Source organism: Enterobacter cloacae complex sp. P14RS (assembly GCF_014895895.1).
GTDB classification, from domain to species: Bacteria; Pseudomonadota; Gammaproteobacteria; order Enterobacterales; family Enterobacteriaceae; genus Enterobacter; species Enterobacter bugandensis.
In genome coordinates this window covers 1-13,068 of the sequence record NZ_JADBQM010000036.1, presented here as the reverse complement: position 1 = coordinate 13,068, position 13,068 = coordinate 1, and the positions used below count along the sequence as shown (strand labels likewise).

19 protein-coding genes are annotated in these 13,068 nt (G+C 51.6%); 13 read left to right on the top strand and 6 right to left on the bottom strand.

The genetic code is table 11. The annotated features are described in order from the left end of the window. Positions 1–2 precede the first annotated feature (2 nt). The 7 genes from rpsK to IM295_RS22640 all read left to right on the top strand — a co-directional run bounded on the left by rpsK (position 3) and on the right by IM295_RS22640 (position 3,661). Complete coding sequence (gene rpsK / locus IM295_RS22670; RefSeq protein ID WP_003863312.1) at positions 3–392, top strand: 30S ribosomal protein S11; 390 nt, start codon at positions 3–5, stop codon at positions 390–392. A 32-nt stretch (positions 393–424) separates the two neighbouring features. Then, positions 425–1,045: a 30S ribosomal protein S4 gene (gene rpsD / locus IM295_RS22665; protein ID WP_004868345.1), complete on the top strand. Its 621-nt coding sequence runs from the start codon at positions 425–427 to the stop codon at positions 1,043–1,045. Between the two features lie 25 nt (positions 1,046–1,070). Next, positions 1,071–2,060: a DNA-directed RNA polymerase subunit alpha gene (gene rpoA, locus IM295_RS22660; protein WP_002919219.1), complete on the top strand. Its 990-nt coding sequence runs from the start codon at positions 1,071–1,073 to the stop codon at positions 2,058–2,060. Between the two features lie 40 nt (positions 2,061–2,100). Further along, positions 2,101–2,484, top strand: coding sequence for a 50S ribosomal protein L17 (gene rplQ, locus IM295_RS22655; protein ID WP_001216368.1), 384 nt, complete (start codon positions 2,101–2,103; stop codon positions 2,482–2,484). A 107-nt stretch (positions 2,485–2,591) separates the two neighbouring features. Further along, positions 2,592–2,960 carry a DUF1992 domain-containing protein gene (locus IM295_RS22650; RefSeq protein ID WP_045630324.1) on the top strand — a complete coding sequence of 123 codons (369 nt, stop codon included), beginning with the start codon at positions 2,592–2,594 and terminating at the stop codon, positions 2,958–2,960. 2 nt (positions 2,961–2,962) lie between these two features. Next, positions 2,963–3,388: a Zn(2+)-responsive transcriptional regulator gene (gene zntR / locus IM295_RS22645; protein WP_063438075.1), complete on the top strand. Its 426-nt coding sequence runs from the start codon at positions 2,963–2,965 to the stop codon at positions 3,386–3,388. 57 nt (positions 3,389–3,445) lie between these two features. Then, a complete protein-coding gene (locus tag IM295_RS22640) occupies positions 3,446–3,661 on the top strand; it encodes an alternative ribosome-rescue factor A (RefSeq protein ID WP_045630326.1) in 216 nt (71 codons plus the stop codon). Here IM295_RS22640 and mscL read toward each other — a convergent pair whose 3' ends face one another. The 5 genes from mscL to def form a co-directional block, all read right to left on the bottom strand. Then, positions 3,662–4,072, bottom strand: coding sequence for a large-conductance mechanosensitive channel protein MscL (gene mscL, locus IM295_RS22635; RefSeq protein WP_028014631.1), 411 nt, complete (start codon positions 4,070–4,072; stop codon positions 3,662–3,664). Positions 4,073–4,216: 144 nt separating this feature from the next. Then, on the bottom strand, positions 4,217–5,593 hold the full coding sequence (gene trkA / locus IM295_RS22630; RefSeq protein ID WP_014885463.1) for a Trk system potassium transporter TrkA: 1,377 nt from the start codon (positions 5,591–5,593) through the stop codon (positions 4,217–4,219). A 22-nt stretch (positions 5,594–5,615) separates the two neighbouring features. Further along, on the bottom strand, positions 5,616–6,902 hold the full coding sequence (gene rsmB, locus IM295_RS22625; protein WP_028014630.1) for a 16S rRNA (cytosine(967)-C(5))-methyltransferase RsmB: 1,287 nt from the start codon (positions 6,900–6,902) through the stop codon (positions 5,616–5,618). Positions 6,903–6,954: 52 nt separating this feature from the next. Further along, a complete protein-coding gene (fmt, locus tag IM295_RS22620; RefSeq protein WP_045630328.1) occupies positions 6,955–7,902 on the bottom strand; it encodes a methionyl-tRNA formyltransferase in 948 nt (315 codons plus the stop codon). 25 nt (positions 7,903–7,927) lie between these two features. Then, positions 7,928–8,437 carry a peptide deformylase gene (gene def, locus IM295_RS22615; RefSeq protein WP_006812188.1) on the bottom strand — a complete coding sequence of 170 codons (510 nt, stop codon included), beginning with the start codon at positions 8,435–8,437 and terminating at the stop codon, positions 7,928–7,930. 128 nt (positions 8,438–8,565) lie between these two features. On the opposite strand from def, the gene dprA reads away from it, so the two are divergent. From dprA to IM295_RS22585, 6 genes are read left to right on the top strand one after another with little or no spacing between them, the layout of a single operon-like run. Further along, positions 8,566–9,690 (top strand): DNA-protecting protein DprA, encoded by a 1,125-nt coding sequence (gene dprA, locus IM295_RS22610; RefSeq protein ID WP_193067356.1) that lies wholly within the window; start codon positions 8,566–8,568, stop codon positions 9,688–9,690. After that, entirely contained in the window at positions 9,662–10,135 is a 474-nt protein-coding gene (gene smg / locus IM295_RS22605) for a DUF494 family protein Smg (RefSeq protein WP_008503477.1), read from the top strand. Before dprA ends, smg begins: the two co-directional genes overlap by 29 nt. 26 nt (positions 10,136–10,161) lie before the next feature. Further along, on the top strand, positions 10,162–10,716 hold the full coding sequence (locus tag IM295_RS22600) for a type I DNA topoisomerase (protein ID WP_048338830.1): 555 nt from the start codon (positions 10,162–10,164) through the stop codon (positions 10,714–10,716). Then, entirely contained in the window at positions 10,709–11,281 is a 573-nt protein-coding gene (gene tsaC, locus IM295_RS22595) for an L-threonylcarbamoyladenylate synthase type 1 TsaC (RefSeq protein ID WP_045630331.1), read from the top strand. Before IM295_RS22600 ends, tsaC begins: the two co-directional genes overlap by 8 nt. 4 nt (positions 11,282–11,285) lie before the next feature. Continuing rightward, entirely contained in the window at positions 11,286–12,104 is an 819-nt protein-coding gene (gene aroE / locus IM295_RS22590; protein ID WP_028014625.1) for a shikimate dehydrogenase, read from the top strand. After that, positions 12,101–12,349 (top strand): DUF1488 domain-containing protein, encoded by a 249-nt coding sequence (locus IM295_RS22585; RefSeq protein ID WP_028014624.1) that lies wholly within the window; start codon positions 12,101–12,103, stop codon positions 12,347–12,349. The genes aroE and IM295_RS22585 overlap by 4 nt, the downstream gene beginning before the upstream one ends. Here IM295_RS22585 and IM295_RS22580 read toward each other — a convergent pair. Beyond that, positions 12,325–12,879 (bottom strand): gamma carbonic anhydrase family protein, encoded by a 555-nt coding sequence (locus tag IM295_RS22580; protein ID WP_028014623.1) that lies wholly within the window; start codon positions 12,877–12,879, stop codon positions 12,325–12,327. The two genes, IM295_RS22585 and IM295_RS22580, sit on opposite strands and share 25 nt — an antisense overlap. Positions 12,880–13,068 lie beyond the last annotated feature (189 nt).

Here is a 13,068-nt window from a genome sequence, read left to right as displayed (position 1 = left end):
TAATGGCAAAGGCACCAGTTCGTGCACGTAAACGTGTAAGAAAACAAGTCTCTGACGGCGTGGCTCATATCCATGCTTCTTTCAACAACACCATCGTTACTATTACTGATCGTCAGGGTAACGCATTGGGTTGGGCAACAGCCGGTGGTTCCGGTTTCCGTGGTTCTCGCAAATCCACTCCGTTCGCAGCTCAGGTTGCAGCAGAGCGTTGCGCTGAAGCCGTAAAAGAATACGGCATCAAGAATCTGGAAGTTATGGTTAAAGGTCCGGGTCCGGGTCGTGAATCTACTGTTCGCGCTCTGAACGCCGCTGGTTTCCGCATCACGAATATTACTGATGTGACTCCGATCCCTCATAACGGTTGTCGTCCGCCGAAAAAACGTCGCGTATAACGCTCGTTTTTTAGGTTAGTTGGAGATAGAAAATGGCAAGATATTTGGGTCCTAAGCTCAAGCTGAGCCGTCGTGAGGGCACCGACTTATTCCTTAAGTCTGGCGTTCGCGCGATCGATACCAAGTGTAAAATTGAACAAGCTCCTGGCCAGCACGGTGCGCGTAAACCGCGTCTGTCTGACTATGGTGTGCAGTTGCGTGAAAAGCAAAAAGTTCGCCGTATGTACGGTGTGCTGGAGCGTCAGTTCCGTAACTACTATAAAGAAGCAGCACGTCTGAAAGGCAACACAGGTGAAAACCTGCTGGCTCTGCTGGAAGGTCGTCTGGACAACGTTGTATACCGTATGGGCTTCGGCGCTACTCGTGCTGAATCACGTCAGCTGGTTAGCCACAAAGCAATCATGGTAAACGGTCGTGTTGTTAACATCGCTTCTTATCAGGTTAAAGCGAATGACGTTGTTAGCATTCGTGAGAAAGCGAAAAAGCAATCTCGCGTGAAGGCCGCTCTGGAGCTGGCTGAGCAGCGTGAAAAGCCAACCTGGCTGGAAGTTGATGCTGGCAAGATGGAAGGTACGTTCAAGCGTCAGCCTGAGCGTTCTGATCTGTCTGCGGACATTAACGAACACCTGATCGTCGAGCTTTACTCCAAGTAAAGCTTAGTACCAAAGAGAGGACACAATGCAGGGTTCTGTGACAGAGTTTCTAAAACCGCGCCTGGTAGATATCGAGCAAGTGAGTTCGACGCACGCCAAGGTGACCCTTGAGCCTTTAGAGCGTGGCTTTGGCCATACTCTGGGTAACGCACTGCGCCGTATTCTGCTCTCATCGATGCCGGGTTGCGCGGTGACCGAGGTTGAGATTGATGGTGTACTTCATGAGTACAGCACCAAAGAAGGCGTTCAGGAAGATATCCTTGAAATCCTGCTCAACCTGAAAGGGCTGGCGGTGAGAGTTCAGGGTAAAGATGAAGTTATTCTTACTCTGAATAAATCTGGCATTGGCCCTGTGACTGCAGCCGACATCACCCACGACGGTGATGTTGAAATCGTCAAGCCGCAGCACGTGATCTGCCACCTGACCGATGAGAACGCAGCTATTAGCATGCGTATCAAAGTTCAGCGCGGTCGTGGTTATGTGCCGGCTTCTGCCCGAATTCATTCGGAAGAAGATGAGCGCCCAATCGGCCGTCTGCTGGTCGACGCATGCTACAGCCCTGTAGAGCGTATTGCCTACAATGTTGAAGCAGCGCGTGTAGAACAGCGTACCGACCTGGACAAGCTGGTCATCGAAATGGAAACCAACGGCACAATCGATCCTGAAGAGGCGATTCGTCGTGCGGCAACCATCCTGGCAGAACAACTGGAAGCTTTCGTTGACTTACGTGATGTACGTCAGCCAGAAGTGAAAGAAGAGAAACCAGAATTCGATCCGATCCTGCTGCGCCCTGTTGACGATCTCGAATTGACTGTCCGCTCTGCTAACTGCCTCAAGGCAGAAGCTATCCACTATATCGGTGATCTGGTACAGCGTACCGAGGTTGAGTTGCTTAAAACGCCGAACCTGGGTAAAAAATCTCTTACCGAGATTAAAGACGTGCTGGCTTCACGTGGTCTGTCTCTGGGCATGCGTCTGGAAAACTGGCCACCGGCAAGCATTGCTGACGAGTAACCGGATCACAGGTTAAGGTTTTACTGAGAAGGATAAGGTCATGCGCCATCGTAAGAGTGGTCGTCAACTGAACCGCAACAGCAGCCATCGCCAGGCTATGTTCCGCAACATGGCAGGTTCACTGGTTCGTCATGAAATCATCAAGACGACCCTGCCTAAAGCGAAAGAGCTGCGTCGCGTAGTTGAGCCGCTGATTACTCTTGCCAAGACTGACAGCGTTGCTAATCGTCGTCTGGCATTCGCCCGTACTCGTGATAACGAGATCGTGGCAAAACTGTTTAACGAACTGGGCCCGCGTTTCGCGAGCCGTGCCGGTGGTTACACTCGCATTCTGAAGTGTGGTTTCCGTGCAGGCGACAACGCGCCGATGGCTTACATCGAGCTGGTTGATCGTTCAGAGAAAGCAGAAGCTGCTGCAGAGTAATCTGCAGTAACGTAAAAAAACCCGCCTCGGCGGGTTTTTTTATATCCGCATTATCCCCACTTCTCTACAATACCTGTATCAATTTTGTTCATCCCCTGGAGCTGATGATGTGGTTGCTTGACCAGTGGGCAGAACGCCATATTCGCGATGCCCAGAATAAAGGCGATTTCGACAATCTTCCCGGGAGCGGCGAACCTCTTGAACTTGAAGATGATTCGCATATTGCGCCTGAACTCCGGGCTGGATACCGTTTGCTAAAAAATGCTGGCTGCCTCCCGCCCGAGCTTGAGCAGCGCAGAGAGGCTGTTGAACTTGTCGATTTGCTAAAAGGGATCCGTCAGGATGATCCTCGACATAAAGAACTTAGCCGCAGGCTTGCCCTGATCGAGCTCAAGCTGCGCCAGGCAGGAATGAGCACGGAATTCCTGCATGGGGAATACGGTGAAATATTGATGAAGAAGATAAACGAGGAGTAGCGATGTACCGTATCGGTGAACTTGCAAAGCTCGCGAACGTAACGCCGGACACTATCCGATATTACGAAAAGCAGCAGATGATCGATCATGAGGTACGCACGGAAGGCGGCTTTCGGCTTTATACCGATAACGATCTGCAACGTCTGAGATTCATACGCTACGCCCGACAGCTTGGCTTCACGCTTGATTCGATCCGCGAGTTATTATCGATCCGCATCGATCCTGAGCATCACACTTGTCAGGAATCCAAAAGCATCGTGCAAGCCCGGCTTGAGGAAGTTGAAGCCCGTATTCTGGAACTGCAAACCATGCAGCGCTCTTTGCAAAGGTTGAATGATGCCTGCTGCGGAACGGCTCATAGCAGTATTTATTGTTCAATTCTGGAAGCCCTTGAACAGGGAGCCAGTGGAGAAACTCGGGGATGTTGATTTTTAATCTACTCGGGTCTAGACTTCCGTCGTCATAAACCATGCTCAGGAGAAATTATGAGCCGCTATCAGCACACGAAGGGACAAATTAAAGATAATGCCATCGAGGCTTTACTTCACGACCCGCTTTTTCGACAGCGCGTTGAAAAGAATAAAAAAGGAAAGGGGAGTTATCTGCGTAAAGACAAACATGCAAAACGGGGTAACTGGGAGGCCAGTGGCAAGCAAGCGAATCGCTTATTTACCACTGGCCTTCCTGTTTTTAACTGCTGATTAAACGCGGTTATTCTGCTCTTTTAACAGATCGCGAATTTCACTCAGTAACACTTCTTCTTTCGTTGGTGCAGGCGCTGCTGCAGGCTCTTCTTTTTTACGGTTGAGCCGGTTAATCAGCTTGATAGCCATAAAGATAGCAAACGCCACAATCACGAAATCAAATACGTTCTGGATAAACACGCCGTAGTGCATTACAACTGCCGGGATATCACCCTGGGCTTCACGCAGCGTGAACGCGAACTGTTTGAAATCAATGCCCCCGATTAGCAGCCCTAAAGGTGGCATGATGATGTCCGCTACTAATGATGAAACAATCTTGCCGAATGCCGCACCAATAATGACACCCACAGCCAAATCAACCACGTTCCCGCGCATCGCAAATTCGCGAAATTCTTTAATAAAACTCATTATGTTCTCCTTGTGCCAGCTGACGACTATAAGTTTAACAAATGATTAGCCAATTGCCATTCGGGATAATTAAACGTTATGAAAATAAAAGGCACAGAAATAAAGAGGGTAAAGTGCGGGGGCTCTATTGAGAGCCCCGACGTATTAAAGGAAGAATGGACTAGGCTGGAATAAACGTTCGACGTCGGTAATAAATTTTTTATCGGTAAGGAACATAATTACGTGGTCGCCTTGCTCAATACGCAAATTATCATTGGCGATCATAACGTCATTCCCGCGCACTACGGCGCCGATAATAGTGCCCGGCGGCAGCTTAATTTCGTCGATGGCGCGGCCCACAACGCGTGACGTGGTTTCATCTCCATGAGCTACCGCTTCAATGGCTTCTGCCACCCCGCGACGCAGAGATGAAACGCCGACAATGTCCGCTTTACGTACATGGCTCAGCAGCGCGGAAATGGTCGCCTGCTGCGGTGAAATGGCAATATCAATAACGCTGCCCTGAACCAGGTCGACATACGCCTTGCGCTGGATAAGCACCATGACCTTCTTTGCTCCCATACGTTTGGCGAGCATGGCGGACATAATATTCGCCTCGTCATCGTTGGTGACGGCAATAAAGAGATCAACTTGATCAATATGCTCTTCAGCCAATAATTCCTGATCCGACGCGTCGCCATAAAATACGATCGTATTTTGCAGTTTTTCCGCCAGCTCAGAAGCACGCTGTTGATCGCGCTCGATCAATTTCACGCTGTAGTCTTTTTCCAGCCTTCGCGCCAGGCCCGCGCCGATATTGCCACCGCCGACCAGCATAATGCGTTTATAAGGCTTTTCGAGACGCTGCAACTCACTCATCACCGCACGAATATGCTGAGAGGCCGCAATGAAGAAGACCTCATCCCCCGCTTCGACAATCGTGGAGCCTTGAGGGCGAATAGGTCTGTCGTGGCGGAAAATGGCGGCGACGCGCGTATCGATATGCGGCATGTGCTCACGCATTGTGGAAAGCGCATTGCCGATCAACGGGCCGCCGTAATAGGCCTTAACGACGGCAAGACTGACCTTACCTTCGGCAAAATTCACCACCTGCAGCGCGCCTGGATATTCGATCAGACGATAGATATTGTCGATAACCAGCTGTTCTGGCGCGATGAGATGGTCAATAGGAACCGCTTCTGAATTAAAGAGCTTCTCAGCATCGCGGACATAGTCCGGAGAACGGATGCGCGCGATTCGGTTAGGGGTGTTGAAAAGCGAGTAGGCCACCTGACAGGCCACCATATTGGTTTCGTCAGAACTGGTCACCGCAACGAGCATGTCTGCATCGTCGGCGCCTGCCTCGCGTAGCACGCGCGGGTGTGAGCCATGGCCCTGCACAACGCGAAGGTCAAATTTGTCCTGTAAAACGCGCAGACGATCCCCGTTGGTATCAACGATTGTGATGTCGTTGTTTTCGCCAACCAGGTTTTCCGCCAGCGTTCCGCCCACTTGTCCTGCGCCCAGAATGATAATTTTCATATCTCGTGACCTGTTCTCAACATCACTCTTTGATTAGCTTAGCGTAAAAGAAGCCATCGCCTTCTTCCGCGCCCGGCAGGTTTTGCTGACCCGGGCATTCAGGCGTTCCCGTATCTCGCAGCGTTGCGTCCGGGGTACGTTTAAGGAAGGCCGCGATTTGCTGGCTGTTTTCTTCTGGCAATACGGAGCAGGTTGCATAAACCAGCGTGCCGCCGGGTTTTAGATGTGGCCAGATTGCGTCAAGTATGTCCGATTGCAGTTGGGCAAGTTCCTTGATATCGCGATCGCGGCGCAGCCACTTGATATCCGGATGGCGACGAATCACGCCTGTTGCAGAGCAGGGCGCATCCAGCAAAATGCGGTCAAACTGTGTTTCACCACACCATTCTGCGGGCTTGCGTCCGTCACCCTGCTTAACCTGAGCCTTCATGCCCAGACGCTTGAGGTTGTCGTAGACGCGTGACAGGCGCTGCTCATCGACATCCACGGCCATTACGCTGGCCTGCGGAGCCACTTCAAGAATGTGCGTTGTTTTTCCGCCAGGCGCGGCGCAAAGATCGAGGATCTGTTCCCCGTTTGCTGGTTCAAGCCAGGTCATGCAACCCTGAGCCGAGGCATCCTGTACGGTCACCCAGCCTTCATCAAAACCAGGTAAAGCATGTACTGGTGCAGGGGAGGCTAAACGCACGGCATCCGGATAGGCTGCATGCGTGAATCCACTCATTCCGGTTTCTTCCAGTAATGCCAGCCATGCGTCACGGGTGTGGTGATTACGGTTGACGCGTAACCACATCGGTGGGCGTTGATTATTCGCTTCGGCAATGTTTTGCCATTGCTGCGGATACGCTTTTTTAAGGCGATTCAGCAGCCAGTCCGGGTGCAGAAAACGTGTTTCGCTTTGTGCAAATTCAGCCAGTAGCTCATCCTGCTGACGCTGGAACTGACGCAGTACGCCGTTGATCAGCCCTTTCAACTGAGGGCGTTTAATCGCAACGGCACCTTCCACCGTTTCAGCCAGCGCGGCGTGAGGTGGAATGCGGGTATGAAGAAGCTGATAAAACCCCACCATAATCAAATAATGTACGGTGCGCTGTTTGCCAGTCATTGGGCGCGACATCAGCTTATTAATGAGCCACTCAAGCTGAGAAAGGGTGCGCAGGACACCAAAGCAGAGTTCCTGGAGCAGAGCTTTGTCTTTATCAGATACCTTTTGTTGCAGGGGAGGCAGGATGTTACTCAATGACTGGCCCTGCTCGATAACCTGCTCAACGGCTTTGGCCGCCATACTGCGTAGATTTTGTTTTTTCATAACTATAAAAATAAAAATGCCCGGAAACACCGGGCTTTAAGCATATATTGGATTAGGCAAGACGATTACCCGGTATAAACCATTCGCGACGGGAATTTAATAGATCCTGAGCGCTCATGGCTTTCTTACCGGCCGGTTGCAGCGATTCAAGATTCAGGATCCCTTCTGCTGTCGCAACCTGGATTCCGTTCTTGCTGGCGTCGATAATCGTGCCGGGTTCAGCAGCCGTATTGCCATTAATGACTGACGCTTTCCAGACTTTCACTGGCTGCTCATCAATCTCCATCCAGCTCATCGGCCACGGATTAAAAGCGCGGATGCAGCGTTCAAGTTGAGCGGCAGACAAGGACCAGTCGAGCCGGGCTTCTTCTTTACTCAGTTTTTCAGCATACGTCACCAGCGTCTCATCCTGAACTTCCGGCTTCGCCGTATTATCAGCAAGCTGCTGCAGCGTCTCGATAAGCCCTTGTGGACCGAGGCCTGCCAGTTTGTCATACAGCGTAGCGCTGGTATCGTCTGCAGTAATAGGGCACGCCAGTTTATGCAGCATGTCGCCAGTGTCTAAACCTACGTCCATCTTCATGATTGTGACGCCGGTTTCAGCATCCCCCGCCCACAGGGAGCGCTGGATAGGTGCCGCACCACGCCAGCGCGGGAGCAAGGAGCCGTGCACGTTGATACAACCCAGACGAGGCATATCAAGCACCGCTTTTGGCAGAATTAAACCGTAAGCCACCACGACCATTACGTCGGCGTTCAGGTCAGCAACCAGCTGCTGATTTTCCTGAGGGCGTAAGGATGCGGGCTGGAAAACAGGAAGCCCATGCTCTTCTGCCAGCACCTTTACCGGGCTCGGCATCAGTTTTTTACCGCGACCAGCCGGACGGTCCGGCTGGGTAAAGACGCCGACAACCTGGTGACCAGAAGATAACAGCGCGTCAAGATGACGCGCTGCAAAATCAGGGGTTCCCGCGAAGATAATACGTAGTGTTTTAGACACGATGATCCTTGTATCCGGGGGGACGTTATGCGCGAGAGCGCAAACGATCCAGTTTCTCTACTTTTTGACGAATACGCTGCTGTTTCAACGGCGAGAGGTAATCGATAAACAGCTTACCGACCAGATGATCCATCTCATGCTGAATGCAAATTGCCAGCAGGTCATCTGCTTCCAGTTCGAACGGATTACCGTCACGATCCAAAGCGCGAATTTTCACTTTTTCGGCACGTGGCACCAAAGCGCGCTGTTCCGGAATAGAAAGACAACCTTCCTCAATGCCCGTTTCACCGCTCTTCTCAAGCAATTCAGGGTTGATCAGCACCAGACGCTCATCGCGATTTTCAGAAACGTCGATCACGATAATACGTTTATGAATGTCTACCTGCGTCGCCGCCAGGCCAATGCCTTCTTCGGCGTACATGGTATCGAACATATCATCAACGATACGCTGGATTTCTGCATTCACTTCTTTAACCGGTTCAGCGACGATGCGAAGGCGCTCGTCCGGAATATGTAACACTTGCAAAACTGCCATAAATTTCCAGAGTCGTGTTCAGGAGTTGATAAGAATATTACTTCTATTCTAGACAAATCCCGGGTCGATTGACAGCATCAGTGACCAATCGCAATGATTGCGCAGGCCGCTTATGGCAGGGGGAAAGGATGACGTCTATCGAGATATGGCTACGGCTAATACACACAGGTTCATTATGTGGCGATGGAATGCTGGAAGCGGCTGCACGGCTGCACAAGCAAAAAAATATCGATGCTTCCGCTGTCAGAGACGCCGGGCTGTCAGCAAAACAGGCTGAACGGTTCTTTGCCCCAGATGAGGGTGAGCTGGAGCGTAGTCTGGTGTGGCTTGAGCAGCCGGGAAATCATTTATTGACGGCAACCCATCCGCTTTATCCTCCTTTACTTCGAGCAATTCCTGATTATCCCGGTGCATTATTCGTAAAAGGTAACCCTGAAACGCTTAATGCTGCCCAGCTGGCGGTCGTGGGTAGCCGTGCGCCGTCATGGTATGGAGAACGATGGGGGAAAATTCTGTGCGAACAACTTTCGCAAAGTGGTTTCACAATCACCAGCGGACTGGCCTGCGGTATAGACGGTGTTGCTCACAACGCCGCGCTGTCTGTAAAAGGGCGTAGCGTGGCCGTACTGGGGAACGGCCTGTTTAGCATTTATCCCCGTCGGCATCAGGCGCTGGCTATGCGGCTTATCGAAGCTGACGGGGCGATAGTGTCTGAATTCCCTCTTTCGGCGCAGCCCCGGCCGGCAAACTTTCCGCGTCGTAATCGAGTCATCAGCGGGCTTAGCCAGGGTGTATTGGTCGTTGAAGCGGCAGTGCGAAGCGGCTCGCTGGTCACTGCACGATGCGCGCTCGATCAGGGGAGGGAGGTTTTCGCCTTACCCGGCCCGATTGGTAACCCGGGGTGTGAAGGACCACACTGGCTGATAAAGCAGGGTGCAACGCCGGTAACAGAAGCGCGGGACATTCTTGAAAATTTGCAATATGGCTTGCAATGTCTGCAGGAAGATCCCGAAAAGCGACATTATTCATCAGATCAGGGAAAGGTGGCATTGCCATTTCCCAAGCTCCTGGCTAACGTAGGAGATGAGGTAACACCTGTTGACGTTGTCGCTGAACGTGCCGGCCAACCTGTGCCAGTAACGGTAGCACAGCTACTCGAACTGGAGTTAGCAGGGTGGATCGCAGCTGTACCCGGCGGCTATGTCCGATTAAGGAGGGCATGCCATGTTCGACGTACTGATGTATTTGTTTGAGACTTACATCCATAACGAAGCAGAAATGCGAGTGGATCAGGACAAATTGACACAGGATCTTACCGATGCGGGGTTTGAGCGGGAAGATATCTATAATGCGTTGATGTGGCTGGAAAAACTGGCTGATTATCAGGAAGGCCTCGCCGAACCGATGCAGCTTGCTTCTGACCCGTTGTCAGTACGCATTTATACCGCAGAAGAGTGTGAAAGGCTGGACGCCAGCTGCCGGGGATTCATCTTATTCCTTGAGCAGATTCAGGTGCTGAACCTCGAAACGAGAGAAATGGTGATAGAGCGTGTCATGGCGCTGGATACGGCAGAATTTGAACTGGAAGATCTGAAATGGGTGATTCTGATGGTTCTGTTTAATATCCCGGGCTGTGAAAATGCCTATCAGCAAATGGAAGAATTACTCTTTGAAGTGAATGAAGGTATGCTGCATTAATTCTATGTGTAGCACCAAGAGTTGTTATGGCCAAATCAGCACTATTCACGGTGCATAAAAATGAGCCCTGCCCGCAGTGCGGGGCTGAACTTGTTATTCGGTCCGGGAAACACGGCCCGTTTCTCGGTTGTTCACACTATCCGGAATGTGATTATGTCCGTCCTCTGAAAAGCCAGGCGGATGGACATATCGTTAAAATTCTGGAAGGACAGCTATGTCCTCTTTGTGGTGGTGAACTAGCGCTACGTCAGGGCCGTTTCGGTATGTTTATTGGCTGTAGCCGTTATCCGGAATGTGAGCATACGGAACAAATTGATAAGCCTGATGAAACGGCGATTGCGTGTCCTCAGTGTCAGCGCGGTCAGCTGGTACAGCGCCGTTCCCGCTATGGTAAGACCTTCCATTCCTGCGATCGCTACCCTGAATGCCAGTTCGTTATCAATTTCAAACCGGTAGCGGGCGTCTGCCCTCATTGCAACTATCCGCTACTTATCGAGAAGAAAACGGCGCAAGGTGTGAAACGCTTCTGCGCCAGCAAACAATGTGGAAAGCCGGTAACGGCGGATCAAAATAGTGAATAATAACCTGCCATCAGGCTCCATTGCGCATGCTGTGGACGTGCTGAAAAATGAAAAAGTCATCGCCTATCCAACTGAAGCTGTTTTTGGGGTCGGTTGCGATCCTGACAGCGAGACGGCTGTGAGCCGCCTGCTTGCCTTAAAACAAAGACCCGTAGAGAAAGGGTTGATTTTGATAGCTGCGAATTACGAGCAGCTTAAGCCCTACATTGATGACTCTATGCTGACACCGGCGCAGCGCGAGACTATTTTCTCCGCATGGCCCGGACCGGTGACCTTTGTTTTCCCGGCGCAGCCGACAACACCGCGCTGGCTGACCGGACGCTTTGATTCCCTCGCCGTTCGCGTCACCGATCATCCTCTGGTGGTTGAGCTTTGCCTGGCATTTGGTAAACCGCTGGTCTCAACCAGCGCCAACCTGACCGGATTGCCACCTTGTCGTACAACTGAAGAAGTGCTGGCACAGTTCGGAAATGACTTCCCGGTTGCTGTTGGAGAGACGGGAGGGCGCCTGAATCCGTCTGAAATTCGCGACGCTTTGACCGGCGAACGTTTTCGCCAGGGGTAATCTCATGGAAACCTATGCTGTTTTTGGTAATCCGATTGCACACAGCAAGTCACCGCTGATCCATCAGCAATTTGCGGAGCAACTGCAGATAAATCATCCCTATGGCCGCGTACTGGCACCGGTAGATGCATTTATTCCAACGCTCGAGGCTTTTTTCGCCGCAGGTGGCAAAGGTGCGAATGTGACGGTTCCTTTTAAAGAGGAAGCTTTCGAACGTGCTGATGAACTGACCGAGCGCGCTTCTCTTGCTGGTGCAGTAAATACCCTAAAACGGCTTGAGGACGGACGTCTTCTGGGCGACAACACTGACGGAATAGGTTTGCTGAGCGATCTGGAACGACTGTCGTTTATTAAACCTGGGTTCCGGGTCCTGCTGATTGGTGCGGGTGGCGCATCGCGGGGAGTACTGTTGCCTCTGCTTTCTCTGGACTGTGCGGTGACCATTACCAACCGAACTTTTTCCCGGGCAGAAGCGCTGGCGGCGTTGTTTGCGCATACCGGCAGCGTAAGTGCGGTAGCGCTTGACGATCTTGCCGAACGTGAGTTCGATCTTGTCATTAATGCCACATCCAGCGGCATCAGTGGCGAGATCCCGGCGATCCCCGCTTCGCTGGTCAGCGCGCATATGTACTTCTATGACATGTTCTATCAGAAAGGGAATACGCCCTTCCTGAACTGGTGCGAACAACACGGTGCGAAACAGTTAGCCGATGGGCTGGGAATGCTGGTGGGGCAGGCTGCGCATGCGGTACTGCTCTGGCACGGGGTGTTGCCTGCAGTCGAGCCGGTCATTGAAAAGCTAAAGCAGGAGCTTTCGGCGTGAATCAGGCTATTCATTTCCCGGACAGAGAGAGCTGGGATGAGCATAAGCAGGCGGTCTGTTTTCCGGTGCTGGTGCAGGGTATGCAGCTTACCTGTGCCATCCATGGAGAAGCGCTGTTACATCGTTTTGGCGGCACAGACCCGATAGCCGTTTTTTGCGAAAATCGCTGGGATCTGGAAGAGGAAGCCAGCGATTTAATCCGCGAGCAGCAGGAGGACGATCAGGGTTGGGTTTGGTTATCCTGATCCAAATAGTCATTCTTCCATTTTACGTAGTTGTTCGCCGAGTATTTTAATCCTTCGATCTCTGCCTCCTTCAGGGGGCGGATCTGTTTTACCGGGCTTCCCAGATAGAGATAACCACTTTCCAGACGTTTGTTCTGCGGAACCAAGCTACCGGCCCCAATCATTACGTCTTCTTCTACTATCACGCCATCCAGCAAAATCGATCCCATGCCAACAAGCACCCGATTACCGATAGTGCAGCCGTGAAGCATCACTTTATGTCCGACGGTAACATCTTCTCCAATGATGAGGGGATTGCCCTCCGGGTTATAAGAGGATTTGTGCGTAACATGCAGAACGCTACCGTCCTGAATATTGGTACGGGCACCGATCGACACATAATTTACATCTCCCCTGATGGCGACGAGCGGCCAGATACTGACGTCATCGGCCATTCGGACATCACCAATGACCACGCTGGTGGCATCGATCATCACGCGATCGCCTTTTTGGGGGAACAGATCTTTATAAGGGCGTAACACTGCAGACATAACTACCTCTAAGGATGAGCGCTATACGGAAGACTTGATCATATTATTGGATCGAGGCAAGGCAAAATGCGTCAATATTTAAGCAGATCGGGCGGGATTTCAGCGAAAAGCGCGGAAAATCAGCAGTCGAAAAAAAAGATCTAAAAAACACTTGTGCTAAAAATTGGGATCCCTATAATGCGCCTCCAT

Coding starts and splice junctions, on each gene's coding strand:
- IM295_RS22600 (WP_048338830.1), top strand. CDS start 10,162: ATGGCCAAATCAGCACTATTCACGGTGCATAAAAATGAGCCCTGCCCG.
- zntR (WP_063438075.1), top strand. CDS start 2,963: ATGTACCGTATCGGTGAACTTGCAAAGCTCGCGAACGTAACGCCGGAC.
- rpoA (WP_002919219.1), top strand. CDS start 1,071: ATGCAGGGTTCTGTGACAGAGTTTCTAAAACCGCGCCTGGTAGATATC.
- IM295_RS22640 (WP_045630326.1), top strand. CDS start 3,446: ATGAGCCGCTATCAGCACACGAAGGGACAAATTAAAGATAATGCCATC.
- rplQ (WP_001216368.1), top strand. CDS start 2,101: ATGCGCCATCGTAAGAGTGGTCGTCAACTGAACCGCAACAGCAGCCAT.
- trkA (WP_014885463.1), bottom strand. CDS start 5,593: ATGAAAATTATCATTCTGGGCGCAGGACAAGTGGGCGGAACGCTGGCG.
- smg (WP_008503477.1), top strand. CDS start 9,662: ATGTTCGACGTACTGATGTATTTGTTTGAGACTTACATCCATAACGAA.
- IM295_RS22580 (WP_028014623.1), bottom strand. CDS start 12,879: ATGTCTGCAGTGTTACGCCCTTATAAAGATCTGTTCCCCCAAAAAGGC.
- rpsK (WP_003863312.1), top strand. CDS start 3: ATGGCAAAGGCACCAGTTCGTGCACGTAAACGTGTAAGAAAACAAGTC.
- rpsD (WP_004868345.1), top strand. CDS start 425: ATGGCAAGATATTTGGGTCCTAAGCTCAAGCTGAGCCGTCGTGAGGGC.
- mscL (WP_028014631.1), bottom strand. CDS start 4,072: ATGAGTTTTATTAAAGAATTTCGCGAATTTGCGATGCGCGGGAACGTG.
- rsmB (WP_028014630.1), bottom strand. CDS start 6,902: ATGAAAAAACAAAATCTACGCAGTATGGCGGCCAAAGCCGTTGAGCAG.
- aroE (WP_028014625.1), top strand. CDS start 11,286: ATGGAAACCTATGCTGTTTTTGGTAATCCGATTGCACACAGCAAGTCA.
- dprA (WP_193067356.1), top strand. CDS start 8,566: ATGACGTCTATCGAGATATGGCTACGGCTAATACACACAGGTTCATTA.
- IM295_RS22650 (WP_045630324.1), top strand. CDS start 2,592: ATGTGGTTGCTTGACCAGTGGGCAGAACGCCATATTCGCGATGCCCAG.
- def (WP_006812188.1), bottom strand. CDS start 8,437: ATGGCAGTTTTGCAAGTGTTACATATTCCGGACGAGCGCCTTCGCATC.